Genomic DNA, 25,667 nt, shown 5'->3' on the forward strand with positions numbered 1-25,667 from the left:
GGTGAGGGGGTGACCCTCGCATTGACCGTACTCACCACCACCGACAGCGCCGCCAAGGCACAGGAGCTCGCGCGCGGGGCGGTCGAGGCCCGCCTCGCCGCCTGCGCGCAGATCTCCGGGCCTGTCACCTCCGTCTACCACTGGCGGAAGGCGATCGAGACCGAGGAGGAGTGGCAGGTCCTCTTCAAGACGACCGAGGCCCGCTACGAGGCCCTGGAGGCCCACCTGCTGGCCGTGCACGACTACGACACCCCGGAGATCGTCGCCACGGCGGTGGTCCGCGCGTCGGCCGCGTACCTGGAGTGGATCGAGACGGAGACCGCGGCGCCGTGAGGGAGTTGCCCTTCTTCGTCTATGGCACCCTCCGCCCCGGCGAGTACAACCACGACCGGTTCCTCCTCGGCCGCACGGCGGCGGAGGAACCGGCCCGGCTGTCGGGGGCGTTGCTGTACGACGGGCCCGGCTATCCGTACGCCGTACCGGGCGAGGGCCTGATCGCGGGCGACCTGGTGACCGCCGCACCCGGTGCGTACGGCGAACTGCTCGCCGCACTCGACCTGGTGGAGGGCGGCGCCGGCTACGAGCGGGCGGAGCGCTCGGTCGTCCGGCTCCGGGACGGGGCGGCCGTCCCCGCCTGGGTCTACTTCGCGGCGCCCGGCACTCCGTACGGCCCGCTCATCGGGGGCGGGGACTGGCGGGCTCGAGGCGGACCGCGCACACCTTGAACTCGGGCATCCGGGAGACCGGGTCGAGGGCGGGGTTGGTGAGCGTGTTCGCCCGGCCCTCGCCGGGCCAGTGGAAGGGCATGAAGACGGTGTCCGGCCGGATCGCGGTGGTCACCCGGGCGGGCGCCACCGACCGTCCGCGCCGCGAGACCACGGCGACCCGCTCGCCGTCGGCCACCCCGAGCCGCTCCGCGAGCCGCGGATGCAGTTCGACGAAGGCGCCTGGTGCCGCCGCGTTCAGCTCCTCGACCCGTCGGGTCTGCGCCCCTGACTGGTACTGCGCGACGACCCGCCCGGTCGTCAGCACGATCGGGTACTCCGCGTCCGTCTCCTCCGCGGCGGCCCGGTGCACGACCGGCACGAACCGCGCCCGCCCGTCACCGGTCGCGAACCGGTCGAGGAAGAGCCGGGGGGTACCGGGGTGGGGCCGGGCTTCCGCGTCCGTCTCCGGGACGGCGGCGGAAGCGTGGGCGCCGGTGTGCGTGGCCCCGGCCCGCGCCGCGCCGCCGGCTTCCGGCGCGTCGCCCGACGTGGCCTCCGTCGGAAGGACGCCCGCGGGCTCGGCCCCCGTCGCCGGCTCCGGGTCCTCCGGGCACGGCCAGAAGACGCCGTTCTCCTCGCGGATGCGGCGGTAGCTGATGCCGGAGTAGTCCGCCGGGCCGCCGGCCGAGGCGCGGCGGAGCTCGTCGAAGACCTCCTCCGGGTCCGTGGGGAAGCCCTTCTCCCAGCCGAGCAGACCGGCCAGCGCATGCAGCACCTCGAGGTCGGTGCGGACCCCCTCCGGCGGGGTCAGGGCCCGCTCCCGGAGCAGCACCCGGCCCTCCAGGTTCGTCGTGGTCCCGGTCTCCTCCGCCCACTGGGTCACCGGCAGCACCACGTCCGCCAGTTCCGCCGTCTCCGACAGGACCACGTCCGCGACGGCCAGGAAGTCCAGCGAGCGGATCCGCTCCTCGATGTGCGCGGCGCGCGGCGCCGAGACGACGGGGTTGGAGCCCATGAGCAGCAGGGACCTCACCTCGCCGCCCAGCGCGTCGAGGAGCTCGTACGCGCTGCGCCCCGGACCCGGCAGCGACTCCGGCGCCACCCCCCACACCTTGGCCACATGCGCCCGCGCCGCCGGGTCGTCGAGCTTGCGGTAGCCGGGGAGCTGGTCGGCCTTCTGGCCGTGCTCCCGGCCGCCCTGGCCGTTGCCCTGGCCGGTGAGGCAGCCGTAGCCGGAGAACGGCCGCCCGGCCCGCCCGGTCGCGAGGCAGAGGTTGATCCACGCGCCGACCGTGTCCGTCCCCTTCGACTGCTGCTCCGGGCCCCGCGCGGTGAGCACCATCCCGCTCTCCGCGTCGCAGAACATCCGCATCGCGTCCCGCAGCAGCGGCACGGGCACACCGGTGATCCGCTCGACCAGCTCGGGCCAGTGCGCCATCGCGCCGGCCCGGGCGGCCTCCCAGCCGTCCGTGCGCTCCCGGACGAACTCCTCGTCGACCCGGCCCTCGGCGACGACCAGGTGCAGCAGCCCGAGGGCGAGCGCGAGGTCGGTGCCCGGGCGGGGCGCGAGATGAAGGTCGGCCTGCTCGGCGGTGCGGGTGCGGCGGGGGTCGACGACGATGAGCTTCCCGCCGTTCTCCTTCAGCTCCGTGAGGTAGCGCAGCGCGGGCGGCATGGTCTCGGCCAGGTTGGAGCCGACGAGGATCACGCAGCCGGTGCGGGGGATGTCCTCCAGCGGGAAGGGAAGCCCCCGGTCGAGCCCGAACGCCCGCTGGTGCGCGGCCGCTGCGGACGACATGCAGAAGCGGCCGTTGTAGTCGATCTGCGAGGTGGCGAGAACGAGCCGGGCGAACTTGCCGAGCGTGTACGCCTTCTCGTTGGTGAGGCCGCCGCCGCCGAAGACCCCCACGGCATCGGGTCCGTGGTCGGCGCGGGTCCGGCGCAGCCCATCGGCGACGGCGGCGAGTGCCTCCTCCCAGGTGGCCGGCACCAAGGCCCCTGTGTCAGGGCATCGGACCAGGGGCCCGGTCAGCCTGACCCGGGAGGAGAGTACGGCCGGGGCGGTGCGGCCCTTGCCGCACAGCGCGCCCCGGTTGACGGGGAAGTCGGTCCGCTCCACCACCTCGACGGAGGCGCCCTTCGGGCTCAGTGACATGCCGCACTGGAGCGCGCAGTAGGGGCAGTGCGTGGGGGTGGTGACAGCCTCGGACATGCGGAAATCATGAGACGGGCGTGTTACGGGAGGCAGCGCGCCGCATTACAAGTCCCGCGCGTTCTGCTCCTCCGCGCACGGCTCCCGAGGTGAGGCCCGGAGGTGTCCGGTGGATCAGCCCCTGATCCACCGGACACCGTCTAGTGCGCCGACGCGAGCGCCTCCGTCACGCCTTCCTCGCGTTCTCCGAGGAAGTGCGGGTCCGGTCGCAGGGCCGCGTCCACGGCCGCCTTGCCGGCGGCGACCAGCTCCCGGACGCCGCCGTAGTAGAAGACGGAGTCGTGCGGTTCGACGACCTTCACTCCGTACGACTCGATCCCTGCCGCACGGCAGAGCGCCACGGCCCGCTTGATGTGGAAGTCCTGGGTGACGAGGACGGCCCGGTCGACGCCGAAGATCTTCTTCGCGCGGACGCAGCTGTCCCAGGTGTCGAAGCCCGCGTAGTCGCTGACGATCCGGCCGTCCGGCACTCCGCGCTCGGTGAGGTACGCGCGCATGGCGTCCGGCTCGTCGTACTCCACGCGGCTGTTGTCGCCGGTGACGAGGACGACCTTGACCTTGCCGGCCCGGTAGAGCTCGGCGGCGGTGTCGAGGCGGTGGGCGAGGTACGGGGTGGGGCGGCCGTTCCAGAGGCCGGCGCCGAAGACGACGGCGACGTCCTGGGCGGGCACGTCGGCGGTGGTCCGGAGCCGGCTGTCGGCGACGGCGTGCGTCCAGGTGGCGGGTGCGAGGGCGAGGACGGCGCCCAGCATGACGGCTTGGACGGTACGGCGGCGGGCACGGGTGGTGCGCGGCAGCGGCGCCCGCCGCCTCAGCCGGGCGGCCGCCCGGGCCGGTACGCGTACGCCTCGCATGGAACCTCCGTCGATCTTGCCTGCCCCGTCACCCCTTTCGACGCGAAACCGAGCTGTTCGGTTCGGTCCCGCCGTGTTCGTTCCCGCCGTACAGCACGGCGGCGAGGGTGATGCCGAGCAGCAGACCGAGGAACTGCGCCCCGATGAATCCGGGCAGCGACGCGGGGGCGATTCCGGTGAACGAGTCGGAGAAGGCGCGGCCGACCGTGCCCGCCGGGTTGGCGAACGAGCCCGAGGAGGTGAACCAGATCGCCGCCAGGAGATACCCGCCGACGGCGACCGGGGCGAGCGCGGAACGGTCGATGCGGCGCAGCCCCTGGACGAGCAGGACGAGTCCGGCGGTGGCGACGGTCTCGCCGACCAGCAGATGGGTGTCGGAGCGCACCTGGGTGGACCAGGTCCCGGGCGTCCGCCCGAACATGGCCTCGGCGAGCAGCGCGCCCACGACGGCACCGGCGAGCTGGGCGGCGAGGTAGACGGCGACCTCGCGGAGGCCCGGGGAGCCCTCCTCGCCCCGCCGGGCCCACCACTCGGAGAGGGTGACGACCGGGTTGAGATGGCCGCCGGAGAGCGGGCCGAGGAGTGCGATGAGCAGTCCGAGCCCGAGGGCGGAGGCGAGTGAGTTGGCCAGCAGGCGCACCCCGACGTCCTGGCTGAGCGCGGCCGCCTGGATGCCGGACCCGACGACGACGGCCACCAGCGCAGCGGTGCCGACGAGTTCGGCGAAGGCTCTTCGGGGGAGCCCGGGGAGAGGAGAGGGAATCATTCGCATGGCGGAAAAGATATTCCGCTAGATAAAAGAATGAGGAGGCGAGGGGGAGAACCGTACGATCCGCGCATGATCATGAATGCCGTCCGCAACAACGCCGAGTGGTGCGAGGCCATGTGCCGCGCCCACGGCCGCCCCGGAGCCTTCGGCCCGCGCGCCTGGACGAACCCCGGCCGCACCCCGCTCTACTACCCGGACGCGGTGACGCTGACCGCCGACGCGTCCGTGCGGGACGTCCTCGACGGCATCGACCGGGACACCCCCGGAGCCTCCGTCAAGGACAGCTTCGCGAGCCTGGACCTGGCCGCGGAGGGCTTCCGGCCGCTCTTCGACGCGCAGTGGATCCACCGCCCCGGCCGGCTGCCCGCCCCCGCCGTCGACGCCTCGGCGGAGACGGACTGGCGGCAGGTCCGCACTCCGGAGGAGCTGGCCGCCTGGGCGACGGCGTGGAGCGGCGGGGACGCGGACGAGTCCGCGCTGTTCCGCCCCGAGCTCCTCGCCGACCCCGCGACGAAGGTCGTCGCCGGGTACGGCGCCGACGGCCGGATCGTCGGCGGCGCGGTGCTCAGTGCCGACGGCCGGGTGACCGGCGTCTCCAACCTCTTCACCGCCGACGGTCTCGACCCGACCGTGACCTGGGCGGGCTGCCTGACCCTGGTGGACGACGGCAGCCCCGTCGTCGGCTACGAGTCCGGCGACGACCTGCCACCCGCCCTCGCCCTCGGCTTCGAGGAGATCGGGACCCTGAGGGTCTGGCTCGACGCAGGCGCCTGACAACGAGGGCGGTCGGACGGTGAGCCGATGGAAAACACTCGTGACCCCCACGCAACGGGGAGGCAACGCGCCGGGGTCAGGATCACTTCATGACGGAGCCGGACACCACGTTCGACAGCACCGCCGAGCTGCTCGGCCGCATCACCGCGCAGCTCGGCGACCAGCTGAGCCAACTCCCCCCGACGAGAACGGGCAGGCGCATGAACAGGCCCATGAGCACGCCCGTGGGCAGGCCCGGGAGCACGCCCACCCTCATCGCCGTCGGCCACGGCAGCCGCGACCCCCGGGCGCGCGCCACGCTCGCCCTGCTGCTCGACCGGGTCCGTGAACTCCGCCCCGGCCTCGACATCCGCCTCGCCCACATCGAGCTGAACGCCCCGCTCCTCACCGACACCCTCGCGCGCCACCCCGGCGGGGACGCCGTCCTCGTCCCCCTGCTCTTCGGCCGCGGCTACCACGTCAAGCACGACCTGCCCGCCGCGGCCGCCGCCGCACCCGCCGTGCGCACCCGGATCGCCGCCCCACTCGGCGCGCACCCCCTGCTCGTCGAGGCCCTCGCCGACCGGCTCGCCGAGGCGGGCTGGACCTCCGCGGACAGCGCCTCGCGCTCCACCGGCGTCGTCCTGGCCGCCGCGGGCTCCCGCGACCCCGAATCCCTCGCCGACATCCGCAGGACCGCGGCCCTCCTCGGCGAACGGCTCGGGGGAGTGCCCGTCGTCCCCGCGTACGCCTCCGCCGCCGCCCCCACCGTGCCCGAGGCCCTGCGCACCCTCGCCGCCCGCGGCCGCCACCGGATCGCCGTCGCCTCCTGCTTCACCGCCCCCGGCCTCTTCGCCACCCGCGCCACCGCCCACGCCCCCTGGATCGCCTCCGCCCCCCTCGGCGCCCACCCCGCCCTCGCCCGCCTGCTCCTGCACCGCTACGACCAAGCCGTCGCCACGCTCCTCACCACTCCCCGGCAGGAACTGATGTCCGCCTAGCCCCGTGTGTCGGTCCCGCCGGTTACCTTCGGTGCATGGAAGGCATCACGGACACCCCCGGCTACGACGACACCGCGACCGACCGTTGGGCCGCCGAGCCAGACAAGAGGCCGGGGCGGACCGCCTTCCAGCGCGATCGCGCGCGCGTGCTGCACTCCAGCGCGCTGCGCAGACTCGCCGGCAAGACCCAGGTCGTCACCCCCGGATCGCGAAGCCACGCCTGGGACGCCAGCCCCCGCACCCGGCTCACCCACTCCCTGGAGTGCGCCCAGGTCGGCCGGGAGCTCGGTGCCGCTCTCGGCTGCGATCCCGATCTCGTCGAAGCCTCCTGCCTCGCCCACGACATGGGCCACCCGCCCTTCGGGCACAACGGCGAGCAGGCCCTCAACGACTTCGCCAAGGACTGCGGCGGCTTCGAGGGGAACGCCCAGTCGCTGCGCCTGCTCACCCGGATCGAGCCCAAGCGGTTCATCGCCGACCCCGTCACCGGCGACCCCGTCAGCGTCGGCCTCAACCTCACCCGCGCCGCCCTCGACGCCGCCACCAAGTACCCCTGGCCACGCGGCGGCCACCCCGAGGACCCGGACTCCCCGAAGTTCGGCGTGTACGAGGACGACGTCCCGGTCTTCCTCTGGGCCCGCCAGGGCGCCCCCGCGCACCGCAAGTGCTTCGAGGCCCAGGTCATGGACTGGTCCGACGACGTGGCGTACTCCGTCCACGACTTCGAGGACGGCCTGCACGCCGGCCACATCGACCCGAACATGCTCTTCTCCGAGGCCGAGCGCGCCGACATCTGGCACGTCGCCGTCGGCCGCTACGTACCGAAGGACACCGACCCGCAGGAGCTCGCCGAGGCGCTCGACCGGCTCGTCGACCAGGAGTGGTGGCCGCACGGGTACGACGGATCCGCCGTCGCCCAGGCCCGGCTCAAGGACGCCACCAGCCAGCTCATCGGCCGGTTCTGCCTCGCCGCCGAGGGCGCCACCCGCCAGGCGTACGGCTCCGGCCGCCTCACCCGGTACGCCGCCGAGCTCGTCGTCCCCCGCGAGACCCGCAACGAATGCGCCGTTCTCAAGGCCGTCGCCGACCGGTACGTCATGCAGCGCGCCGAGCAGGAGGCGCTCCGCGCCGACCAGCGCATCGTCCTCGCCGAACTCGCCGAGGCGCTCACCGCCCGTGCACCCGAGGGCCTCGACCCGCAGTTCCGCGCCCTGTTCGACGCGGCGGGCGACGACCGCTCACGCAAGCGGGTGATCATCGACCAGATCGCCTCCCTCACCGACGCCTCCGCCCGCACCCTCCACGCCCGCCTCCGCCCCCGCCGCGCCTGACCAACCCGCCCCCTTCCGCCATCACGCTCCGTGCGGGACGCTCGGCGGAGGGCCCGAGGCGGTACGGCTCGCCGAACGCCCGGAGGCGTAGCGTAGAAGCGGTCGCAACGAGGAGGCATCAAGTGGTCGACGCAGATCAGACCTTCGTCATCGTCGGCGGGGGCCTGGCCGGGGCCAAGGCGGCGGAGACGCTCCGCTCCGAGGGGTTCACCGGCCGAGTGATCCTCATCGGCGACGAGCGCGACCACCCCTACGAACGCCCACCCCTCTCCAAGGGCTATCTGACCGGCAAGGAGGAGCGCGACAGCGTCTTCGTCCACGAGCCCGCCTGGTACGCCCGCGCCGAGGTCGAGCTCCACCTCGGGCAGCCCGTCACCGTCATCGACCGCGAGGCCCGCACCGTACGCCTCGGAGACGGCACCACCATCCGCTACGACCGGCTCCTGCTCGCCACCGGCTCCGAGCCGCGGCGCCTCGACATCCCCGGCACCGGACTCGCCGGCGTCCACCACCTGCGCCGGCTCGCCCACGCCGACCGGCTGCGCCACGTCCTGGCCTCCCTCGGCCGCGACAACGGCCACCTGGTGATCGCGGGCGGCGGCTGGATCGGCCTGGAGGTCGCCGCCGCGGCCCGCGGCTACGGCGCCGAGGTCACCGTCGTCGAGTCCGAGCCCACCCCGCTCCACCAGGTCCTCGGGCCCGAGCTCGGCCAGCTCTTCGCCGATCTGCACACCGAGCACGGCGTCCGCTTCGTCTTCGGCGCCCGGCTCACCGAGATCGTCGGCCAGGACGGCATGGTCCTCGCCGTCCGTACCGACGACGGCGAGGAGCACCCCGCCCACGCCGTCCTCGCCGCGATCGGCGCGGCCCCGCGCACCGCCCTCGCCGAGGCCGCCGGACTCAACCTGGTGGACCGCTCCCACGGCGGAGGCATCGCCGTCGACGCGTCGCTGCGCACCTCCGACCCCGAGATCTTCGCGGCCGGCGACGTCGCCGCCGCCCATCACCCGCTCCTGCACACCCGGCTGCGCGTCGAGCACTGGGCCAACGCCCTCAACGGCGGCCCGGCCGCGGCCCGCGCCATGCTCGGCCGGTCCGTGTCCTACGACCGCGTCCCGTACTTCTTCTCCGACCAGTACGACCTGGGCATGGAGTACTCCGGCTGGGCGCCGCCCGGCTCCTACGACCAGGTCGTGCTCCGCGGCGACGTCGGCAAGCGGCAGTTCATCGCCTTCTGGCTCAAGGACCGCAAGGTCCTGGCCGGGATGAACGTGAATGTGTGGGACGTCACAGAGCCGATCCAGCGGCTCATCCGCGCCCAGTCCCCGGTGGACACCGAGGCCCTCGGCGATCCCTCCGTCCCGCTGGAGAGCCTCGTCCCCTAGTCCGGACGCCCTCGACGGCGCCTTCGGCGGGGGACGACCCCCCGGACCCCCGTAGAATTCCAGCGTGGCCGGCAGGATCAACGATGACGACGTGAAGGCGGTACGGGACGCGGTCCCGATCGACGCCGTCGTGTCCGAGTACCTCCAGCTCCGCAACGCCGGCGGCGGCAACCTCAAGGGCCTGTGCCCCTTCCACGACGAGAAGTCGCCCTCCTTCCAGGTCAGCCCGAGCAAGGGCCTGTTCCACTGCTTCGGCTGCCAGGAGGGCGGCGACACCATCGCCTTCGTGATGAAGATCGACCACCTCTCCTTCTCGGAGACGGTCGAGCGCCTCGCCGCGAAGGCGGGCATCACGCTGCGGTACGAAGAAGGCGGCTACAACCCCGGCCACCAGCGCGGCGAGCGCATCCGGCTGGTCGAGGCCCACCAGGTCGCCACGCAGTTCTACATCGACCAACTCGGCTCGCCCGAGGCCGAGATCGGCCGCAAGTTCCTCGCCGAGCGCGGCTTCGACCAGGCCGCCGCCGAGCACTTCGGCGTGGGCTACTCCCCGGCCGGCTGGGACCACCTCACCCGCTATCTGCGCGGCAAGGGCTTCTCCGACAAGGAGCTGATCCTCTCCGGGCTCTCCCAGGACGGCCGGCGCGGCCCCATCGACCGCTTCCGCGGCCGGCTCATGTGGCCGATCCGGGACGTCGGCGGCGATGTCGTCGGCTTCGGCGCCCGCAAGCTCCGCGACGACGACAACGGGCCCAAGTACCTGAACACGCCCGAGACGCCGATCTACAAGAAGTCCCAGGTGCTCTACGGCATCGACCTGGCGAAGAAGGACATCGCCAAGGTCAGCCGGGCCGTCGTCGTCGAGGGCTACACCGACGTCATGGCCTGCCACCTCGCCGGCGTCACCACCGCCATCGCCACCTGCGGCACCGCCTTCGGCGGCGACCACATCAAGATCCTCCGCCGGCTCCTCATGGACAACGGATCGGCCCGCGTCATCTTCACCTTCGACGGCGACGCGGCCGGCCAGAAGGCCGCCCTGCGCGCCTTCGAGGACGACCAGAAGTTCGCCGCGGAGACCTACATCGCCATCGCCCCCGACGGCATGGACCCCTGCGAGCTGCGGCTCGCCAAGGGCGACCAGGCCGTCGCCGAACTGGTCGAGCCGCGCACCCCGCTCTTCGAGTTCGCGCTCCGCCAGATCGTGAAGCGGTACGACCTGGAGACCCCGGCCGGCCGGGCCGCCGCCCTCGACGAGGCCGCGCCGATCGTCGCCCGGATCAAGAACATCGCCTCGCAGCACGAGGTCGCCGTCCAGCTCGCGGGGATGCTCGGCATCCTCGACACCCCGTTCGTGGTCAAGCGCGTCGCCCAGATCGCCCGCTGGCAGCGCGACCGGGGCGGCCGCGGCACCCAGGCGCCGGCGCCCCCGCAACGTACGTACGAGACCCAGGCCCCCGCCGCGACCGGCGGCCCGGCGCTCAATCTGCGCAGCCCCGCCCACCGCACCGAGCGCGAGCTGCTCAAGCTCGCCCTCCAGCGCCCCGAGCTGGTCTCCCCGGCCTTCGACGCCTACGGCGTCGACGAGTTCACGGCCCCGCCCTACGCCGCTGTCCGCCAGTGCGTCCAGGACGCGGGCGGCGCCACCGGCGCCCCCGCCGACTATCTGTCCGTCGTCCGCGAGGCGGCGCCCGACGACACGGTCCGCGCGCTCGTCACCGAACTCGCCGTCGAGGCGATCTTCGCCAAGGTCGTCGACGAGGTCTACGCGGGCGCCCAGCTCGTCTCGGTCCGGCTGCGCGCCGTCGAACGCCGCGTCCGCGACATCCAGGGCACTCTGGCCCGTCTCGGCGCGAACGGCGACCCCGCCCAACTGGCCGCCGTGCAGAACGAGTTGTGGGTGCTCACCCAGTACGGACAGTCGCTGCGCACCAACGGGGCGGCCGCGCTCTGACGTTCGGTGACCCACCGGACTCAAAAAGTCACCGCACGCCCCTCGTGGCGGCGATGTGTCGTACCCCACACTGGGGAGCGGTGCCTGAGCCCCCGGAGCACCGGCAGCGATCACCCTGGAGGTCGCCCCCGTGCAGACCCAGACCCTGTCCCCGACGGATGTCGTGCCCGGGCAACGCCCGGCCGTCCACCACCCGGAGGCGCCGGCCTCCGCAGAGCAGGCCGAGGCATCCGAACCGCCCGAGCCCGTCGAGTTCGTGGACGACACGCCCGAACCGGAGCCGGTTCCCCGCCGCCCCGAACCCGGCGGTAGCGGTCCCTCCTCCGATCTGTTCCGCCAGTACCTGCGGGAGATAGGCCGCATCCCGCTGCTCACCGCGGCCGAGGAGGTCGAGCTGGCCCGCCGCGTCGAGGCAGGTCTCTTCGCCGAGGAGAAGCTGGCCAGCACCCCCGATCTGGACTCCCAGCTGGCGCTCGACCTGGACCGGCTCGTCGTGCTGGGCCGGATGGCCAAGCGCCGCCTCATCGAGGCCAATCTGCGGCTCGTCGTCTCCGTCGCCAAGCGGTACGTCGGCCGCGGGCTGACCATGCTCGACCTGGTCCAGGAGGGGAACCTGGGCCTCATCCGGGCGGTGGAGAAGTTCGACTACGCGCGCGGCTACAAGTTCTCGACGTACGCCACCTGGTGGATCCGCCAGGCCATGTCCCGGGCCCTCGCCGACCAGGCCCGGACCATCCGCGTCCCGGTCCATGTCGTCGAACTCATCAACCGGGTCGTCCGCGTCCAGCGCCGGATGCTCCAGGAACGCGGCTACGAACCCACCCCCGAAGAGGTCGCGGCCCAGCTCGACCTGATGCCCGAGCGGGTCAGCGAGGTGCTGCGCCTCGCCCAGGAACCGGTCTCCCTGCACGCCCCCGTCGGCGAGGAGGAGGATGTCGCGCTCGGCGACCTGATCGAGGACGGCGACGCGGCGAGTCCCGTGGAGTCGGCGGCGTTCCTGCTGCTGCGCGAGCACCTGGAGGCCGTCCTCTCCACCCTCGGCGAGCGCGAACGCAAGGTCGTCCAGCTCCGCTACGGCCTGGACGACGGCCGGCCCCGCACCCTGGAGGAGATCGGACGGCTCTTCGGCGTGACGCGCGAACGCATCCGCCAGATCGAGTCGAAGACCCTCAACAAGCTGCGGGACCACGCCTTCGCGGACCAGCTCAGGGGCTACCTGGACTGACGGCGGTCAGTCCACCTCGGCGACCGCCTGCGCGAACTGCGCCTCGTACAGCCGGGCGTACGCGCCGCTCGCCGTCAACAGCTCCTCGTGCGTGCCCTGTTCGACGATCGAGCCGTTCTCCATCACCAGGATGACGTCCGCGTCCCTGATGGTGGAGAGGCGGTGGGCGATCACGAACGACGTGCGCCCGTGGGCCAGGCGTGCCATCGCCTTCTGGATGAGGACCTCGGTGCGGGTGTCGACCGAGCTGGTCGCCTCGTCGAGGACGAGGATCACCGGGTCGGACAGGAACGCCCGCGCGATGGTGATCAGCTGCTTCTCGCCGGCGCTGACGCCCGAGCCCTCGTCGTCGATGACGGTGTCGTAGCCGTCGGGCAGGGTGCGGATGAACCGGTCGGCATGCGCGGCCCGCGCCGCCTCCTCGATCCGCTCGCGGCTGACCTTGCCGCCTGCTCCGTACGCGATGTTGTCGGCGATGGTGCCGCCGAACAGCCAGGTGTCCTGGAGCACCATCCCGATCCCGGACCGAAGGTCCTCCCGCGACATCGCCGAGATGTCCACGCCGTCGAGGGTGATCCGTCCGCCGGTCACCTCGTAGAACCGCATCAGCAGGTTCACCAGCGTGGTCTTGCCCGCGCCGGTCGGGCCGACGATGGCGACCGTCTGGCCCGGTTCCACCGTCAGCGACAGGTCCTCGATGAGCGGCTTCTCCGGCTCGTAGCGGAACGCCACCTGCTCCAGCGCGACCTTGCCGAGCACCGACGTCCCCCAACCTCCGGCCGGGGGTGCCCCCATCGCGCTCTTCGGCGCGTCCGGCTCCTGCTCCTCGGCGTCGAGGAGCTCGAAGATCCGCTCGGCCGACGCGACCCCGGACTGCACCAGGTTCGCCATCGACGCGACCTGCGTCAGCGGCATCGAGAACTGCCGGGAGTACTGGATGAACGCCTGCACGTCACCGATCGACAGCGTGCCGCTCGCGACCCGCAGTCCGCCGACCACGGCCACCAGGACGTAGTTGATGTTCGAGACGAAGAACATCACCGGCTGCATGACACCGCTGTTGAACTGCGCCTTGAACCCGGCCTCGTACAGCGCATCGTTCTGCTCGCGGAAGTCGGCCGCCGACTCGTCCTGCCGTCCGAAGACCTTCACCAGCGCGTGGCCGGTGTACATCTCCTCCACATGGGCGTTCAGCTTGCCCGTGGACTTCCACTGCTGCACGAAGTGCGGCTGCGAACGCTTGCCGATCTTCGTGGCCACGACCACCGACACCGGCACCGTCACCAGCGCGACCAGCGCGAGCAGCGGTGAGATCCAGAACATCATGACCAGCACGCCGACGATGGTGAGCAGCGAGTTGATCAGCTGTCCCATCGACTGCTGGAGCGTCTGGGAGATGTTGTCGATGTCGTTGGTCGCCCGGCTGAGGACCTCGCCGCGCTTGGCCTTGTCGAAGTACGACAGCGGCAGCCGCGCCAGCTTCGCCTGGACGTCCTCGCGCATCCGGTAGATCGTCCGGTTGATCACCTTGATCGACATACGGGTCGAGACCAGCATCAGGAGCCCGGCCGCCACATAGATGACCAGCACCCAGAGCAGCACCTCCCCGACCGCCGTGAAGTCGATGCCCTGCCCGGGGGTGAAGTCGACCCCGGACAGCATGTCGGCCATCCCGTCGTCGCCCTTGGCCCGCAGGCCCTCGATCGCCTGCGCCTTCGTCGTGCCGTCGGGCATCTGCCGCCCGACGACGCCCGCGAAGACCAGGTCGGTCGCCTTGCCGAGGATCTTCGGCCCGACCACCGACGCCGCCACGCTGAGCACACCGGCGATCAGCATCAGCCACAGCGTGCCCCGCTCGGGCGCCAGCTGCTTCACCAGCCGCTTGCCCGAGCCCTTGAAGTCCATCGACCGCTGGTCGGGGCCGCCGCCGGCCATCATTCGTCCGCCAGGACCGGCCATCAGGCTGCCTCCGCCTCGGTCAGCTGGGAGAGCACGATCTCCCGGTACGTCTCATTGCCCGCCATCAGCTCGTGATGGCGCCCGGCGCCCACGACCCGGCCCTCGTCGAGGACCACGATCCGGTCGGCGTCCCGGATGGTCGACACCCGCTGGGCGACGATCACGACGGTCGAGTCCGCCGTCTCCTCCTTGAGCGCTTCCCGCAGCAAGGCGTCGGTCCGGTAGTCCAGCGCCGAGAACGAGTCGTCGAAGAGATAGATCTCCGGCCGCTGCACCAGCGTCCGCGCGATCGCGAGCCGCTGCCGCTGCCCGCCGGACACGTTCGTGCCGCCCTGCGCGATCGGCGCGTTCAGACCGTTCTCCAGCTTCTTCACGAAGTCGGCGGCCTGGGCGACCTCGAGCGCGTGCCACAGCTCGTCGTCGGTCGCCTCGGGCTTGCCGTACCGCAGGTTCGTGGCCACCGTCCCGGAGAAGAGATACGGCTTCTGCGGGACGAGCCCGACCGTCCGCGCCATCAGACCCGCGTCCAGCTTCCGTACGTCCACCCCGTCGACGAGCACCTCGCCGCCGGTCACGTCGAAGAGCCGCGGCACCAGACCCAGCAGGGTCGACTTGCCGCTGCCGGTCGAACCGATGATCGCCGTCGTCTCACCGGGCCGCGCCACCAGCTCCACGTCGCGCAGGACCGATTCCTCGGCGCCCGGGTAACAGAAGTCCGCGCCGCGGACCTCCAGATGGCCGCGCCTCTTCAGCTCGGTCACCGGCTCGGTCGGCGGCACGACACTGCTGTCGGTGGCCAGGATCTCCTCGATGCGCTCGGCACACACCTCGGCCCGCGGCACCATCATGAACATGAAGGTGGCCATCATCACGGCCATCACGATCTGCATCAGATAGGCGAGGAACGCGGTCAGCGCCCCGATCTCCATGCCGCCGCTGTCGATGCGGTGCGCTCCGAACCAGACCACCGCGATGCTGGAGATGTTCACGACCGTCATCACGGTCGGGAACATCAGCGCCATCAGCCGGCCCGTCTCCATCGAGACGTCCGTCAGCTCGGTGTTCGAGCCCTTGAACCGCTCGCGCTCGTAGTCGTCCTTCACGAACGCGCGGATCACGCGGTTGCCGGTGATCTGCTCGCGCAGCACCCGGTTCACGGTGTCGAGCCGCTCCTGCATGGTCCGGAACAGCGGTCGCATCTTCTTCACGATCAGCGAGACCGCGATGCCGAGGACCGGCACGACCGCGATCAGCACCGCGGAGAGCGGTACGTCGAGACTCAGCGCCATGATGATGCCGCCGACGCACATGATCGGCGCGGAGACCATGAGCGTGAACGCCATCAGGACCAGCATCTGGACCTGCTGGACGTCGTTGGTGGTCCGGGTGATCAGCGACGGCGCGCCGAACTGCCCGACCTCACGGGCGGAGAAGGACTGCACCCTCTCGAAGACGGCCGCGCGGACGTCCCGGCCGAGGGCGGAGGCGGTCCGCGCCCCGTAGTACACCGCCCCGATGTTGCAGACGACCTGGACCACGGAGACCGCGATCATCAGGGCGCCGAACCGCAGGATGTAGCCGGTGTCCCCGTTCACGACACCGTTGTCGATGATGTCCGCGTTCAGGGTCGGCAGATAGAGGGAGGCGCAGGTCTGCAGGAGCTGGAGCAGGACGAGCAGGCCTATGGGTTTCTTGTACGGTCGCAGGTGGGTTCGGAGAAGTCGTAGGAGCACGGGTTCTACTATCGCCCGCACCCCCGGGACGTTACGACCGGGTTTTGTCGAGTCTTGAACGGACTCCGCTGTGAGCCGAACGTGCTCCGGTCACGACCCGAAGGCCCCCGGGTGGAGCTGCTCCCGCGTGGCCACGTACTGCTGCCGCACCGCCTGACCGACCGCCAGCTCCTCGCCGGGCTCGAAGATCTGCGCGGCGGCGCCCTGCCAGGCCGGCGGAGCGGCCGGGGAGAGCGTGCCCCGGGCGACGCCGAGCGCCCACGCGGCCTGCCGGGCCGCGCCGAGCGCCGCGTAGTCCGCGGGCTGGGGGACGACGGCCTGCGCACCGAAGATCGCCGGAGCGAGCGCCTGGACGGCGGGCAGCTCGGCCGCCGCGCCGAGCAGGAACACCCGGCGCACCTCGACGCCCCGCCCGCGCAGCACGTCCATCGCGTCGGCGAGGGCGCAGAGCATCCCCTCGAACGCGGCCCGCGCGAGGTGTTCGGGCTTCATCGACTCGCGGCGCAGTCCGCTGAGCGTGCCGGCGGTGTGCGGCAGCTGCGGCGTGCGCTCGCCCTCCAGATACGGCAGCAGGACGAGCCCGGAGGCACCCGGCGTCGATTTCAGCGCGAGCGCCGACAGCTCCTCCAGGCTCTCCACGCCGAGCATCTCGGCCGTGCCGCGCAGCGCGCGCACCGCGTTCGAGGTGTGCACGACGGGCAGGTGCATCCCGGTCGCGTCGGCGAAGGAGGTGATCAGGCCCTGCGGGTCGGCGAGCGCCTCGTGGTGGACGGCCATCACGGAGCCGGAGGCACCGAGGGAGACGACGGCGTCGCCGTGTCCGAGCCCGAGCCCGAGCGCGGCGGCCATGGTCTCGCCCGTGCCCGCGGAGATCAGCAGTCCTTCGGGGGTGGTCCCGGCGGCGTCGGCCGGGCCGAGCACCTCGGGGAGTACGGCCTGGTGTCCCAGGGCCAGCTCGACGAGGTCGGGGCGGTAGGCCCCGGCGCCGGCCGACCAGTATCCGGTGGCGGAGGCGGCGCCGCGGTCGGTGGTGCGGCGCACGGGCCGGCCGAGGAGCTGCCAGACCAGCCAGTCGTGCGGCTGGAGGAGCATGGCGACGCGCTGGGCGTTCTCCGGCTCGGAGCGGGCCAGCCAGCGGAGCTTGGCGACCGGCAGCCCGGACTGCGGCACGGAGCCGACGGCCTCGGCCCAGGCCTGCCGCCCGCCGAACGCCTCGACCAGATCGGCGGCGGCCACCTGCGCCCGCTTGTCGTTGCCTACCAGCGCCGGCCGCACGAGGGCGCCCTGCCGGTCGAGCGGCACGAGCCCGTGCTGCTGGGCGGAGACGCCGATGGCCTGCACGCCTTCGAGCAGCCCGCCGCCCGCGGCCTCGCCGAGCGAGAGCAGCCACGCCTGCGGGTCGACGTCGGTGGCCTTCGGCTCACCGGGGTGCGGGGCATAGCCCTGGCGCAGCACGGCGCCCGTGTCCGCGTCGCAGACGACGATGCGTGTGAACTCAGCAGAGCTGTCCAAGCCGGCGACTATCCCCATGACAGGAGATTCTGCCGCACGCGGGGGAGTAGGTGGAGCGCGTGCGGGGTAGGAGACGCGCTTTCGAGCGGGAAAGTCGCGGCGGAGACGTCGCCCGGACGTCGCTCAGGTGTTGCTCACACCCCAGTCGTCCTCGGTCACCTGGCCGTTGTGGTGACGCAGCGCGTGGATCCGCTCGGTGACCGACGCGGGCAGCTTGTCGCCGACCTTGTCGCTCACCGCGTGGTACGCCTTGCCGGCGACCTGGCGGCCGGTCTGGGCCGCGGACTCGGCCGCGTTGCGCACCGCCGGGTTCTGCGACAACTCCCGGGCGGACTTCTTCATCTGTTCGTAGCGCTCACGTCCGGCCCGCGTGCCGATGACGAAACCGAGGGCCAGTCCCACGACGAACGTCAGCTTGTACCGCACGGCGGCACCACCTTCCCTTGAGCTTCCCTGTTGCTTCACTGGTGCCCACGAGCGCCCACGGCATACCGATTGGCGGAGCACCCCCCTGCTTGCGCTAATGTATGTGTCGCAGCGAGCGCGCGCCGCCCGGGAACACCCGAGGTGGATCCGTTCGGTGCAACGCAGCAATCCCCTGTAGCTCAATTGGCAGAGCAGCCGGCTGTTAACCGGCAGGTTACTGGTTCGAGTCCAGTCGGGGGAGCGCGATCCCCTGTAGCTCAATTGGCAGAGCATTCGGCTGTTAACCGGAGGGTTGCTGGTTCGAGTCCAGCCGGGGGAGCGATCGAAAGAGGACCCTTAGGGGTCCTCTTTCTTGTGTCCGGGAACCATCCGCCACGCCGCGGAGTCCTCCTGGTCGAGGAGCGCGCAGCAGTGCCGAGCATCCGGAGCAGGAGATCGTATGAGCGGCTATGCTGCGGCAGACGGCGCGCACACATGTACGCGCCACACCGTTAGGGGCGGTAGCTCAGCCGGTTAGAGCAGCGGACTCATAATCCGTCGGCCGTGGGTTCGAGTCCCACCCGCCCCACTGCGGCACGGTGCAGCAGAATCGTTCTGACCAGGGACTTTCCCTGGTCGGACGATTCGCCACCGTGACGGCGAGAGCCTCCGCCCACGCGTTTCCCCCAGTGTGTGGACCGTGTGCGGACGCGCGTGGAACGACACGCCCACATCACCCGGATGCCACGGCGCCGGCCCCCGCCCGGCCCCTCTGTGAGCCACCCCACAACATCTGACGCCGTGATCCGTGGGGGCGCGAACCGCAGCACGGTGACGTCCGGCCGGTGATCGTCGGGGATGGCGTCGCTCAGGTTCTCGACCCGCAGGACGGTCGATCCGTTCTCGCCGCGCGACGACATCGTTCCGCAACGACTCACCCGGCGATCCACCCGGCGATGAAGCCACCGCCGTCGTCACGACGGCGAGTTCGTGCGCTCCGGTCGCGACGGCCGGCAGGGAGACGTGCCGCCACTCCCGCGTGACCCATGCTCTGGCCCGGGACCGCCGCAGGAGCCGACCGCCGAGCCACCGGCCCGGCGCGGTGCCCGCTCCCCAGGACAGGGGGTTCCCCCGGGGCCGTGGCCACCCCCTGGACTGGGTGATCCGTCGAAGGGGCTTGTCGGATCGACAGAAGACCGACGGGTAGCACACAAGATCGTTTTCGATGCCGCTGAAGATCGGTTAGCCTTCGACCTCCACACCTGATGTGCACACAACATGCACATCGGCGGGGGGTGTGATGTGGCGCCGCATCGTGGACACCTCTCGCCGTTCATAGGTCGTTGGTCGTTTATTCCGTTTGAATCGCAGACGAGGAATTCTCATGTTTCGACGCATTTTGGCAATGCTGCTTGCCGTGGCATCGCTTTTCGGCGCGGGAGTCGCCATGGCCGCGCCCTCGCAGGCCGCCAGCTGCACCTACAACAACGTCTGTCTCTGGTCGGACTCCGACCTCAACGGAGCCAAGCGGAACGACTTCAACTCCCGTCCTAACTGGTCCACCATCAGCTATGACGGCGGCGCTTTCGTGGCGCTCTACCGGGGTGACGGCGTCGTCGAAAACGTCAGCTCCATCGACAACTGGGACCCGGACACCGGCGTGTCGGTGTACTACAACTCCGGGCATGTCGGTCCCTGCTTCATGGTCATGGCCAACGGTGAAGTGTCCAACATGGCGTGGGTCACCCTCAGCTACGGCGGCAAGAAGGCCAACGACAACATGAACTCGCACAAGTTCAGTTACGACTGTGTCGGGAACTCGTTCGACTTCTGATTTGCCGGCTCATGACCGCGGTGGGGCGGAGTCGATTCCGCCCCACCGTGCTTATCCACTCTATCCAGGGGTTTCCTTGCGTTACGTACGTCTCGTCATCGCCGCCGGGGTCGGCGCGCTGCTGCTCACCGGGTGTGCGGAGGGCGCCGGGGAGGACGTCGGCTCCAGCGGCGGAGGTGGCGGCTCGGCGGTCCGGGACGTCGTCACGGAGGCCGACATCGTCCTCCCGGTGTCCGCCTACATCTTCACCCCCGAGCAGCAGGCGTTGGCCGACACCGCGAGGTTCACCCTGGCTTCCGACTGCATGAAGCGGTTCGGATTCGACTGGCCGGTCAAGAAGCGCGAGCCGGTCAAGGTCGTGAACCGCCGGTACGGCGTGGTCAGCGAGAAGGTCGCCGCCGAGTACGGCTATCACATGATGCCGTCGGCAGGCGACGCCGAGCACGCCGAAGGCGCGGTTTCCGGCGGGGCCGACTTTCCGCCCGAGGCGTACATGGTCTACGGCGGCAAGGGGGGCGCGGGCCGCAGTTACCAGGGCAAGGACATTCCCGAGCGTGGCTGCTTGGGGGAGGCCAGCCGCAAGCTGGGGCTCGACAAAGTACAGGATCCCACGAAGGGCAAGGTCGGGCTGCTCAGCATCGATTTCTCCTCCTTCGGGAAGGCCCAGGAGACGTCGGAATTCAAAAGGGCGCAGGACGATTGGGTGGCCTGCATGAAGAAATCCGGGTATCAGTACACCGCTTTCCTGCAGCCCGCCGCGAAGTATGCGCCTCAGGGGAACTCCGCATCACCGGAGGAGAAGGTCGCGGCCAAGGCCGATGTGAAGTGCAAGCAGGAAACGAAACTTTCCACCGTTCTGCTCCGGCTCGAAACGCAGATCCAGAACGACTACATCGAGCAGAATGCCATCGGTTTCGCCGAGATCAAGAAGGATCGGACCGCGGTCATCAAGGCGGCCAACGAGGCATTGGCGAACTGAATGCAGAACGACGAACAGCCCTCCGTGGGCGCGGCCGAGGCGGTCCGCGGCAACGGTGGTGACGGTGTACGGATCAGGCGCCGCTGGGTTGCCCTGATCGCCATGGGCGCGGTCGCGCTCACCGGGGCGGGCTTCGGGGCCTCCCTGCTCGTCAAGTCGCCTGCCCAGGCGGCGGCGGACTCCCGGCCTCCCGCACCGTCCGTGATCACGGCGCCGGTCGAGTACCGGATGCTGGCCTCCTCGGTGATCCTTCGCGGCACCGTGGTCGCCGGCCAGAGTGTGGAGATCGCCCCCGGCGGCGCGGGCGAGGGAGGCAGCCCCACGGTCTCCAGACTGCCGCTGAAGGCTGGAGACGAGGTACGCGCGGGCCGGCTGCTGGTCGAGATCTCCGGCCGTCCGGTGATCGCGCTCCAGGGCACCGTTCCGCTCTATCGCGACCTCAAGCCCGGCGCCCAGGGCAGTGACGTGGGCCAGCTCCAGGACGCGCTCCAGCGGCTCGGTCATTCCACTTCCCCCGACAGCCGGGGGCGTTTCGGTGAGGGCACCAAGTCGGCGGTCACCGCGCTCTACGACGCGCTCGGCTACGAACCGGTCATGGCCGGCGGCCCCGAGGGCTCGGCCACCGTCACCTCGGCCGAAGCGCAGGTGACCTCGGCCGAACGAGCTCTGGACGACGCCGAGGACACGCTGAAGACCGCCGAGGCCGGTTCCGGCTCCGAGTCCGGTTCGGGCTCGACCGAGACGACGGGATCGACCACGGGAACGGTCGGGAAGGCGGATGGCGGCGGTCGCGATCTGGAGCGCCTGCGCAAGTCGGTCGGCCGTGCCCGGGAGGACCTGGCCACCGCACGCGAGGGCCTCGTCGCCGCGCGGGCGGCCGCGGGCCCCATGGTCCCGTCCGGCGAGGTCGCGTTCCTGGAGAGCTTCCCGGCGCGGGTGCAGGACCTCCCCGTACGGCTCGGCGCGAAGGTGCAGGGAGCCGTGATGACGGTCGCCGCGGGCGCCCTGGTGGTGCACGGTTACGTGCCCGACCACCAGAAGGGCCTGATCAGGGCGGGCCAGAAGGCGGAGATCCTCTCCGAGATCAACGGCACCACCGCCCAGGCATCCGTACGGTCCATCGCCACCACCCGCACGACGCCGCGTCCCGATGGCGACGCGCAGGACGGACAGCCGGCCGGTGGGCAGGCCGACGCGGACGGCTACCTGATGACTCTGGCGCCGGGCCGGCCGCTGGAGGTCGATTGGGCCGGGCAGAACGTCCGACTGACCGTCCTGGCCGCCACGACCGGCGGCAAGGTCCTGGTCGTACCCGTCACGGCGGTGTCGGCCGGCGCCGACGGCTCCACCGCGGTCACCGTGCTCGAGGACGACGGCAGGCAGCGCCGGGTCCGGGTGAAGCCCGGCACCACCGGCGACGGCCATGTCGAGGTCATCCCCCTGGACAGCGGGACCCTCGCCGAGGGCGACCGGGTGGTCACCGGGGTCCGGGCCGACGACGCCGCGCAGGGGGGCGCCGGATGACCGCGTCCCCGACCCCGTCCGAACCGCCCGTCATCGAATTCCGGCAGGTCGGCCTCACCTATCCGGGGCCGCCGCCCGTGGAGGCGTTCCGCCCCGGCGACCTCACGATCCGCAGGGGCGAGTTCGTCACCGTCGTCGGCCCCTCCGGGTCGGGCAAGTCCACGTTCCTGAACATCGCCGGACTCCTCGACACCCCCACGACGGGCAGCTTTCTCCTCGACGGCATCGACACCGGCCGGCTCAGGGACACCGAGCGCACCACGTTGCGCGGCCGCCGTATCGGGTTCGTCTTCCAGGCCTTCCACCTGCTGGCGCACCGCAGCGCCCGTGAGAACGTCGAACTCGCCATGGTCTACAGCGGTGCTCCGCGCCGCGAGCGCCCTCAGCGGGCCCGCGAGGCGCTGGACCGGGTGGGCCTCGGCCATCGGACCGACGCACTGCCCTCGCGGATGTCCGGCGGCGAACGCCAGCGGGTGGCCATCGCCCGGGCCCTGGTCGCCCGGCCCTCGCTGCTCCTGTGCGACGAGCCGACGGGAAACCTCGACACCGGCAACGCCGAGGCGGTGCTCCAACTGCTGGAGGCCCTCAACGCCGAGGGCATCACGGTCGTCCTCATCACGCACGACCTGGCCGTGGCCGCCCGCGGCCGGCGGACGGTCACCATCCGGGACGGCGTATTGAGCGAGAGCGAGCAGGCACCCGCATGCTGAGCCGGAACCGAAAGGCACGGAAGGCCACACCCCTGCCCGGAATCGGGCGCTCGGTATTTGCGCCACGGGATCTGTTGGCCGAGGCGTTGGCCGGGATGCTGCAGCGCCCCGCCCGCTCCGCGCTCACCATGCTCGGCACCGTCCTGGGCGTCGGCGCCTTCGTCGCGGTACTCGGCCTCACCGCCACGGCCTCCTCGCAGATCGACGCCCGCTTCAACGTGCTCTCCGCCACCGAGGTGACCGTCGAGGACATCGCCCGCGAACAGGACGAGTTCGCCGATGCCGCGTTTCCGGACGACGCCTCGGACCGCGTCGAGCGGCTCAACGGGGTGCGGCACGCCGGCGTGCTGTGGACGGTGCGGCCCCGACGCAGCGCCGCCGAACTCGCCGTCACCGCCGCCCCGGTGGGCGACACGGGAGGGGAAGCACTCAACGTGGTGGCCGCCGCCCCTGGTGCCCTGCGCGCGGCCGAGCCCCGGCTCTCCCAGGGCAGGCTGTACGACGACTTCCACACCGACGCCCGCCAGCGCGTCACCGTGATCAGCTCGGGCATCGCCGCGCGGCTGGGGATCACCACGCTGGAGACCAAGCCGGCGATCTTCATCGGGGGGCAGCCGTTCACCGTCATGGGCATCGTCGACGATGTTCAGCGCCAGCCGGACGTGCTGCTCTCGGTTCTCGTGCCCCAGACCACCGCGGTTGAACTGTGGGGGCGGCCCACCGACGGCGCGAGGATGCTCATCGCCACCGATCTGGGTGCTGCCCCTCAGGTGGCCGGGGAGGCCCCCACGGCGCTGCGCCCCGACCACCCGGAGTACTTCAAGGCGGTTCCGCCGCCCGACCCGAAGAGCCTGCGGACCTCGGTGACCTCCGACCTCGAACAGCTGTTTCTGCTGCTCGCCGGGGTGTGCCTGGTCATCGGAGCGGTCGGCATCGCCAACACCACCCTGGTGGCGGTCCTGGAGCGCACCGGGGAGATCGGCCTGCGCCGTGCCCTCGGTGCGCAAGGGCGGCATGTCACCGCCCAGTTCCTCGCCGAGTCGGGGACGCTGGGCGCGTTCGGTGGACTCATCGGTACGGCCATCGGCACGCTGACCGTCCTGGTGGTGGCGCTGATCAGGGACTGGACGCCGGTCATGCACCCGGTGACCCTGGCCACCGCCCCGCTCATCGGTCTGGCGACCGGCGTCGTGGCAGGGATCTATCCCGCCCGGCGTGCGTCTTCCGTGCAACCGGCCGAAGCCCTTCGCGGCTGACCCGCCCCGCCCATGGGAGCCTCGCGACATCCGTGACCGACACCGCAATCGAGACTTCCCGGGTGGGACTCTCGGTGGTCATACCGGCGTTCAATGAACCGGCCTGCGGCGGTTCACTCCGGTGGAAGTCCATCTGACGTGCATCTACCGGCAGTTGCACCTGCGTCGGCAGGCGGACCTGATGCCCGGCTGCCGACGGCGACGGATCTGAGGGATTGAGGGTCGCCGGTGAGCTGATGCTCTGGTGGATTGAGTACGGGTGCTCATGTGGGCGGTGATCAGCAGCCTGCAGGGTACGGACATGCGATCGATATTCCTCCCGAAGTCCTTGCCGGCTGCCGCGCTCGTCGTCGTCCTGGCCGGCGTCGGCGCGCAGAACGCCACCGCCGATCAGATCTCCACGGCCAGCGTCGCCGTGGCGAGTGACGACGGTGCGGAGCTGCGGTTCCTCGAGTTGGCAGACCTCATCTCGCAGAGCTGCGCTCCGGACGTCTCCAGCGGCACCGATGATGTGGCATCGGCTTCCACGGCCGACACCACGGCAGCGGAGCCGACCCCCGACTCCACCATGCCCGTCCTGGTCGATGAGGTGCCGCTGACCGCTGAGGAGGAGTGCGCCGCCGAGAGGCACGCATGGCGCCTGAGCAGGGCGTTCTCGGGCACGGACACGGCCACGTACGAGGAGATGCAGAAGAAGCTGACCAGCCTGAACTACCCGGCGGCGCGGATCTACCGAATGCCGGACTTCTCGGGCGAGCCCGTGGCAAGGCTCGACCTGCGCGTGGGAGCCGACCACTTGGCTCTGGAGGCCACCGGTACCCACCTGGGCGTGATGGTCAGGGCGTTCGGCGCTCCGGAGGGCGTGAGCGTGACCGAGGTGACACTGGAGCCGCAGCTGGACGCGCCCACATCCTGAGGTCCCTGCCGACGCCCCGCCCGGGAGCTTGTCGGGGGCGCCGCGCGCGAGGGGACGGGCCTGGCTGAGGGACGGAACCATCGGAATGACGCCCGGGCGCCGTCCGTGGCGTGCCCCGCACGCCTCCGGCTCCCCGGCGGGAATCGGCCTTACCGTGCAAGCAACCCGTCCGGATACCGGACAGCACCACGCCACTCCGGCGTTCCCCTGGAGGTCATGATGCCCAGTCCACCCCAGCCGTTCGGCACCGTCGTCAGCACCATCGGCGTCAACCTGCGAAAGTATCCGAGCACGGACTCCTCCGTCATCGGCAACCTGAGCCACGGCGTCGAGGTCGGTCTGCGCAGCAAGGTGCACGCCCAGACCGTCGACGGCAACAGCATCTGGTACCTGCTGCGCGACAAGTCCGCGTGGGTCGCCGCCCGGCACGTCGATAACACCGGACAGGTGCCGCTGTCCAAGGACGTCGAACCGGGCGCCCCACAGGGCTGACAACGGACAGGCCCCTTCAGGGCGGCCCAAAGCCGTCCGAATGTTCGGCAGCCGCGACCGGCGCGCGGCGGACTGTGTGGAGGGCCGCTTCGGCCGGCGGGGAGCTTGGAACGCGGCGCACCGAGGGCCCGTACGCGTCGGACGACGCGTACGGGC

Annotated in this window: 21 protein-coding genes, 3 tRNA genes and 1 pseudogene; 18 read left to right on the forward strand and 7 right to left on the reverse strand. The window is 71.3% G+C overall.

Translation table 11 applies throughout. The features are described from left to right. Positions 1-9 precede the first annotated feature (9 nt). Positions 10-333 carry a divalent-cation tolerance protein CutA gene (gene cutA, locus ACFQ7Q_RS22255; RefSeq protein WP_383557950.1) on the forward strand — a complete coding sequence of 108 codons (324 nt, stop codon included), beginning with the start codon at positions 10-12 and terminating at the stop codon, positions 331-333. Next, positions 330-725: a gamma-glutamylcyclotransferase family protein gene (locus tag ACFQ7Q_RS22260; protein WP_383557953.1), complete on the forward strand. Its 396-nt coding sequence runs from the start codon at positions 330-332 to the stop codon at positions 723-725. The genes cutA and ACFQ7Q_RS22260 overlap by 4 nt, the downstream gene beginning before the upstream one ends. On the opposite strand, the gene ACFQ7Q_RS22265 is transcribed toward ACFQ7Q_RS22260, so the two are convergent. The 3 genes from ACFQ7Q_RS22265 to ACFQ7Q_RS22275 all read right to left on the reverse strand — a co-directional run bounded on the left by ACFQ7Q_RS22265 (position 676) and on the right by ACFQ7Q_RS22275 (position 4,545). Then, positions 676-2,919 (reverse strand): molybdopterin oxidoreductase family protein, encoded by a 2,244-nt coding sequence (locus tag ACFQ7Q_RS22265; RefSeq protein ID WP_383557955.1) that lies wholly within the window; start codon positions 2,917-2,919, stop codon positions 676-678. The genes ACFQ7Q_RS22260 and ACFQ7Q_RS22265 overlap by 50 nt on opposite strands. Positions 2,920-3,059: 140 nt before the next feature. Continuing rightward, positions 3,060-3,773 (reverse strand): vancomycin high temperature exclusion protein, encoded by a 714-nt coding sequence (locus ACFQ7Q_RS22270; RefSeq protein ID WP_383557958.1) that lies wholly within the window; start codon positions 3,771-3,773, stop codon positions 3,060-3,062. A 28-nt stretch (positions 3,774-3,801) separates the two neighbouring features. Further along, a complete protein-coding gene (locus ACFQ7Q_RS22275; RefSeq protein WP_383557960.1) occupies positions 3,802-4,545 on the reverse strand; it encodes an aquaporin in 744 nt (247 codons plus the stop codon). Positions 4,546-4,611: 66 nt separating this feature from the next. Between ACFQ7Q_RS22275 and ACFQ7Q_RS22280 the strand changes: the two genes are divergently transcribed. The 6 genes and pseudogenes from ACFQ7Q_RS22280 to ACFQ7Q_RS22305 form a co-directional block, all read left to right on the forward strand. Continuing rightward, positions 4,612-5,316, forward strand: coding sequence for a hypothetical protein (locus tag ACFQ7Q_RS22280; protein ID WP_383557963.1), 705 nt, complete (start codon positions 4,612-4,614; stop codon positions 5,314-5,316). A gap of 89 nt (positions 5,317-5,405) precedes the next feature. After that, a complete protein-coding gene (locus ACFQ7Q_RS22285; RefSeq protein ID WP_383557965.1) occupies positions 5,406-6,296 on the forward strand; it encodes a sirohydrochlorin chelatase in 891 nt (296 codons plus the stop codon). Between the two features lie 35 nt (positions 6,297-6,331). Then, complete coding sequence (locus tag ACFQ7Q_RS22290) at positions 6,332-7,627, forward strand: deoxyguanosinetriphosphate triphosphohydrolase (protein WP_383557968.1); 1,296 nt, start codon at positions 6,332-6,334, stop codon at positions 7,625-7,627. 122 nt (positions 7,628-7,749) lie between these two features. After that, complete coding sequence (locus ACFQ7Q_RS22295; protein ID WP_383557971.1) at positions 7,750-9,012, forward strand: NAD(P)/FAD-dependent oxidoreductase; 1,263 nt, start codon at positions 7,750-7,752, stop codon at positions 9,010-9,012. 64 nt (positions 9,013-9,076) lie between these two features. Further along, a complete protein-coding gene (gene dnaG / locus ACFQ7Q_RS22300; RefSeq protein WP_383557973.1) occupies positions 9,077-10,966 on the forward strand; it encodes a DNA primase in 1,890 nt (629 codons plus the stop codon). A gap of 91 nt (positions 10,967-11,057) precedes the next feature. Continuing rightward, positions 11,058-12,191: pseudogene (locus tag ACFQ7Q_RS22305) on the forward strand (RNA polymerase sigma factor); the annotation flags it as partial. 6 nt (positions 12,192-12,197) lie between these two features. Here the strand turns inward: ACFQ7Q_RS22305 and ACFQ7Q_RS22310 are convergent. The 4 genes from ACFQ7Q_RS22310 to ACFQ7Q_RS22325 all read right to left on the reverse strand — a co-directional run bounded on the left by ACFQ7Q_RS22310 (position 12,198) and on the right by ACFQ7Q_RS22325 (position 17,821). Continuing rightward, positions 12,198-14,150 carry an ABC transporter ATP-binding protein gene (locus ACFQ7Q_RS22310; RefSeq protein ID WP_383557975.1) on the reverse strand — a complete coding sequence of 651 codons (1,953 nt, stop codon included), beginning with the start codon at positions 14,148-14,150 and terminating at the stop codon, positions 12,198-12,200. Then, a complete protein-coding gene (locus ACFQ7Q_RS22315; RefSeq protein ID WP_383557978.1) occupies positions 14,150-15,883 on the reverse strand; it encodes an ABC transporter ATP-binding protein in 1,734 nt (577 codons plus the stop codon). Before ACFQ7Q_RS22315 ends, ACFQ7Q_RS22310 begins: the two co-directional genes overlap by 1 nt. Before the next feature lie 90 nt (positions 15,884-15,973). Beyond that, positions 15,974-17,413: an FGGY family carbohydrate kinase gene (locus ACFQ7Q_RS22320; protein ID WP_383557981.1), complete on the reverse strand. Its 1,440-nt coding sequence runs from the start codon at positions 17,411-17,413 to the stop codon at positions 15,974-15,976. A gap of 105 nt (positions 17,414-17,518) precedes the next feature. Next, positions 17,519-17,821 (reverse strand): YtxH domain-containing protein, encoded by a 303-nt coding sequence (locus tag ACFQ7Q_RS22325; protein WP_383557984.1) that lies wholly within the window; start codon positions 17,819-17,821, stop codon positions 17,519-17,521. Positions 17,822-17,989: 168 nt separating this feature from the next. Here ACFQ7Q_RS22325 and ACFQ7Q_RS22330 point away from each other — a divergent pair. From ACFQ7Q_RS22330 to ACFQ7Q_RS22375, 10 genes are all read left to right on the forward strand, one after another. After that, a tRNA-Asn gene (locus tag ACFQ7Q_RS22330) sits at positions 17,990-18,062 on the forward strand. Between the two features lie 5 nt (positions 18,063-18,067). After that, positions 18,068-18,140: transfer RNA gene (locus tag ACFQ7Q_RS22335), tRNA-Asn, on the forward strand. A gap of 175 nt (positions 18,141-18,315) precedes the next feature. After that, positions 18,316-18,389 (forward strand) — tRNA-Ile (locus ACFQ7Q_RS22340). A gap of 828 nt (positions 18,390-19,217) precedes the next feature. Next, positions 19,218-19,634: a hypothetical protein gene (locus tag ACFQ7Q_RS22345; RefSeq protein WP_383557986.1), complete on the forward strand. Its 417-nt coding sequence runs from the start codon at positions 19,218-19,220 to the stop codon at positions 19,632-19,634. A gap of 76 nt (positions 19,635-19,710) precedes the next feature. Beyond that, entirely contained in the window at positions 19,711-20,613 is a 903-nt protein-coding gene (locus ACFQ7Q_RS22350) for a hypothetical protein (RefSeq protein WP_383557989.1), read from the forward strand. Continuing rightward, complete coding sequence (locus tag ACFQ7Q_RS22355; protein WP_383557991.1) at positions 20,614-22,137, forward strand: peptidoglycan-binding protein; 1,524 nt, start codon at positions 20,614-20,616, stop codon at positions 22,135-22,137. Then, a complete protein-coding gene (locus tag ACFQ7Q_RS22360) occupies positions 22,134-22,847 on the forward strand; it encodes an ABC transporter ATP-binding protein (protein ID WP_383557994.1) in 714 nt (237 codons plus the stop codon). The genes ACFQ7Q_RS22355 and ACFQ7Q_RS22360 overlap by 4 nt, the downstream gene beginning before the upstream one ends. Further along, positions 22,841-24,103 (forward strand): ABC transporter permease, encoded by a 1,263-nt coding sequence (locus tag ACFQ7Q_RS22365; RefSeq protein ID WP_383557997.1) that lies wholly within the window; start codon positions 22,841-22,843, stop codon positions 24,101-24,103. The genes ACFQ7Q_RS22360 and ACFQ7Q_RS22365 overlap by 7 nt, the downstream gene beginning before the upstream one ends. A gap of 301 nt (positions 24,104-24,404) precedes the next feature. Further along, positions 24,405-25,019: a hypothetical protein gene (locus tag ACFQ7Q_RS22370; protein WP_383558000.1), complete on the forward strand. Its 615-nt coding sequence runs from the start codon at positions 24,405-24,407 to the stop codon at positions 25,017-25,019. Between the two features lie 216 nt (positions 25,020-25,235). Further along, on the forward strand, positions 25,236-25,511 hold the full coding sequence (locus tag ACFQ7Q_RS22375; RefSeq protein ID WP_383558002.1) for an SH3 domain-containing protein: 276 nt from the start codon (positions 25,236-25,238) through the stop codon (positions 25,509-25,511). Positions 25,512-25,667 lie beyond the last annotated feature (156 nt).

Origin of the sequence: Streptomyces sp. NPDC056527 (assembly GCF_042794475.1) — a bacterium.
GTDB lineage: Bacteria > Actinomycetota > Actinomycetes > Streptomycetales > Streptomycetaceae > Streptomyces.

Bases quoted from the DNA above. Each gene is read 5' to 3' on its own strand.
- ACFQ7Q_RS22265 (WP_383557955.1), bottom strand. From the start codon at position 2,919: ATGTCCGAGGCTGTCACCACCCCCACGCACTGCCCCTACTGCGCGCTC.
- ACFQ7Q_RS22270 (WP_383557958.1), bottom strand. From the start codon at position 3,773: ATGCGAGGCGTACGCGTACCGGCCCGGGCGGCCGCCCGGCTGAGGCGG.
- ACFQ7Q_RS22275 (WP_383557960.1), bottom strand. From the start codon at position 4,545: ATGCGAATGATTCCCTCTCCTCTCCCCGGGCTCCCCCGAAGAGCCTTC.
- ACFQ7Q_RS22280 (WP_383557963.1), top strand. From the start codon at position 4,612: ATGATCATGAATGCCGTCCGCAACAACGCCGAGTGGTGCGAGGCCATG.
- ACFQ7Q_RS22285 (WP_383557965.1), top strand. From the start codon at position 5,406: ATGACGGAGCCGGACACCACGTTCGACAGCACCGCCGAGCTGCTCGGC.
- ACFQ7Q_RS22290 (WP_383557968.1), top strand. From the start codon at position 6,332: ATGGAAGGCATCACGGACACCCCCGGCTACGACGACACCGCGACCGAC.
- ACFQ7Q_RS22310 (WP_383557975.1), bottom strand. From the start codon at position 14,150: ATGGCCGGTCCTGGCGGACGAATGATGGCCGGCGGCGGCCCCGACCAG.
- ACFQ7Q_RS22320 (WP_383557981.1), bottom strand. From the start codon at position 17,413: ATGGGGATAGTCGCCGGCTTGGACAGCTCTGCTGAGTTCACACGCATC.
- ACFQ7Q_RS22355 (WP_383557991.1), top strand. From the start codon at position 20,614: ATGCAGAACGACGAACAGCCCTCCGTGGGCGCGGCCGAGGCGGTCCGC.
- ACFQ7Q_RS22360 (WP_383557994.1), top strand. From the start codon at position 22,134: ATGACCGCGTCCCCGACCCCGTCCGAACCGCCCGTCATCGAATTCCGG.
- ACFQ7Q_RS22365 (WP_383557997.1), top strand. From the start codon at position 22,841: ATGCTGAGCCGGAACCGAAAGGCACGGAAGGCCACACCCCTGCCCGGA.
- ACFQ7Q_RS22370 (WP_383558000.1), top strand. From the start codon at position 24,405: ATGCGATCGATATTCCTCCCGAAGTCCTTGCCGGCTGCCGCGCTCGTC.
- ACFQ7Q_RS22375 (WP_383558002.1), top strand. From the start codon at position 25,236: ATGATGCCCAGTCCACCCCAGCCGTTCGGCACCGTCGTCAGCACCATC.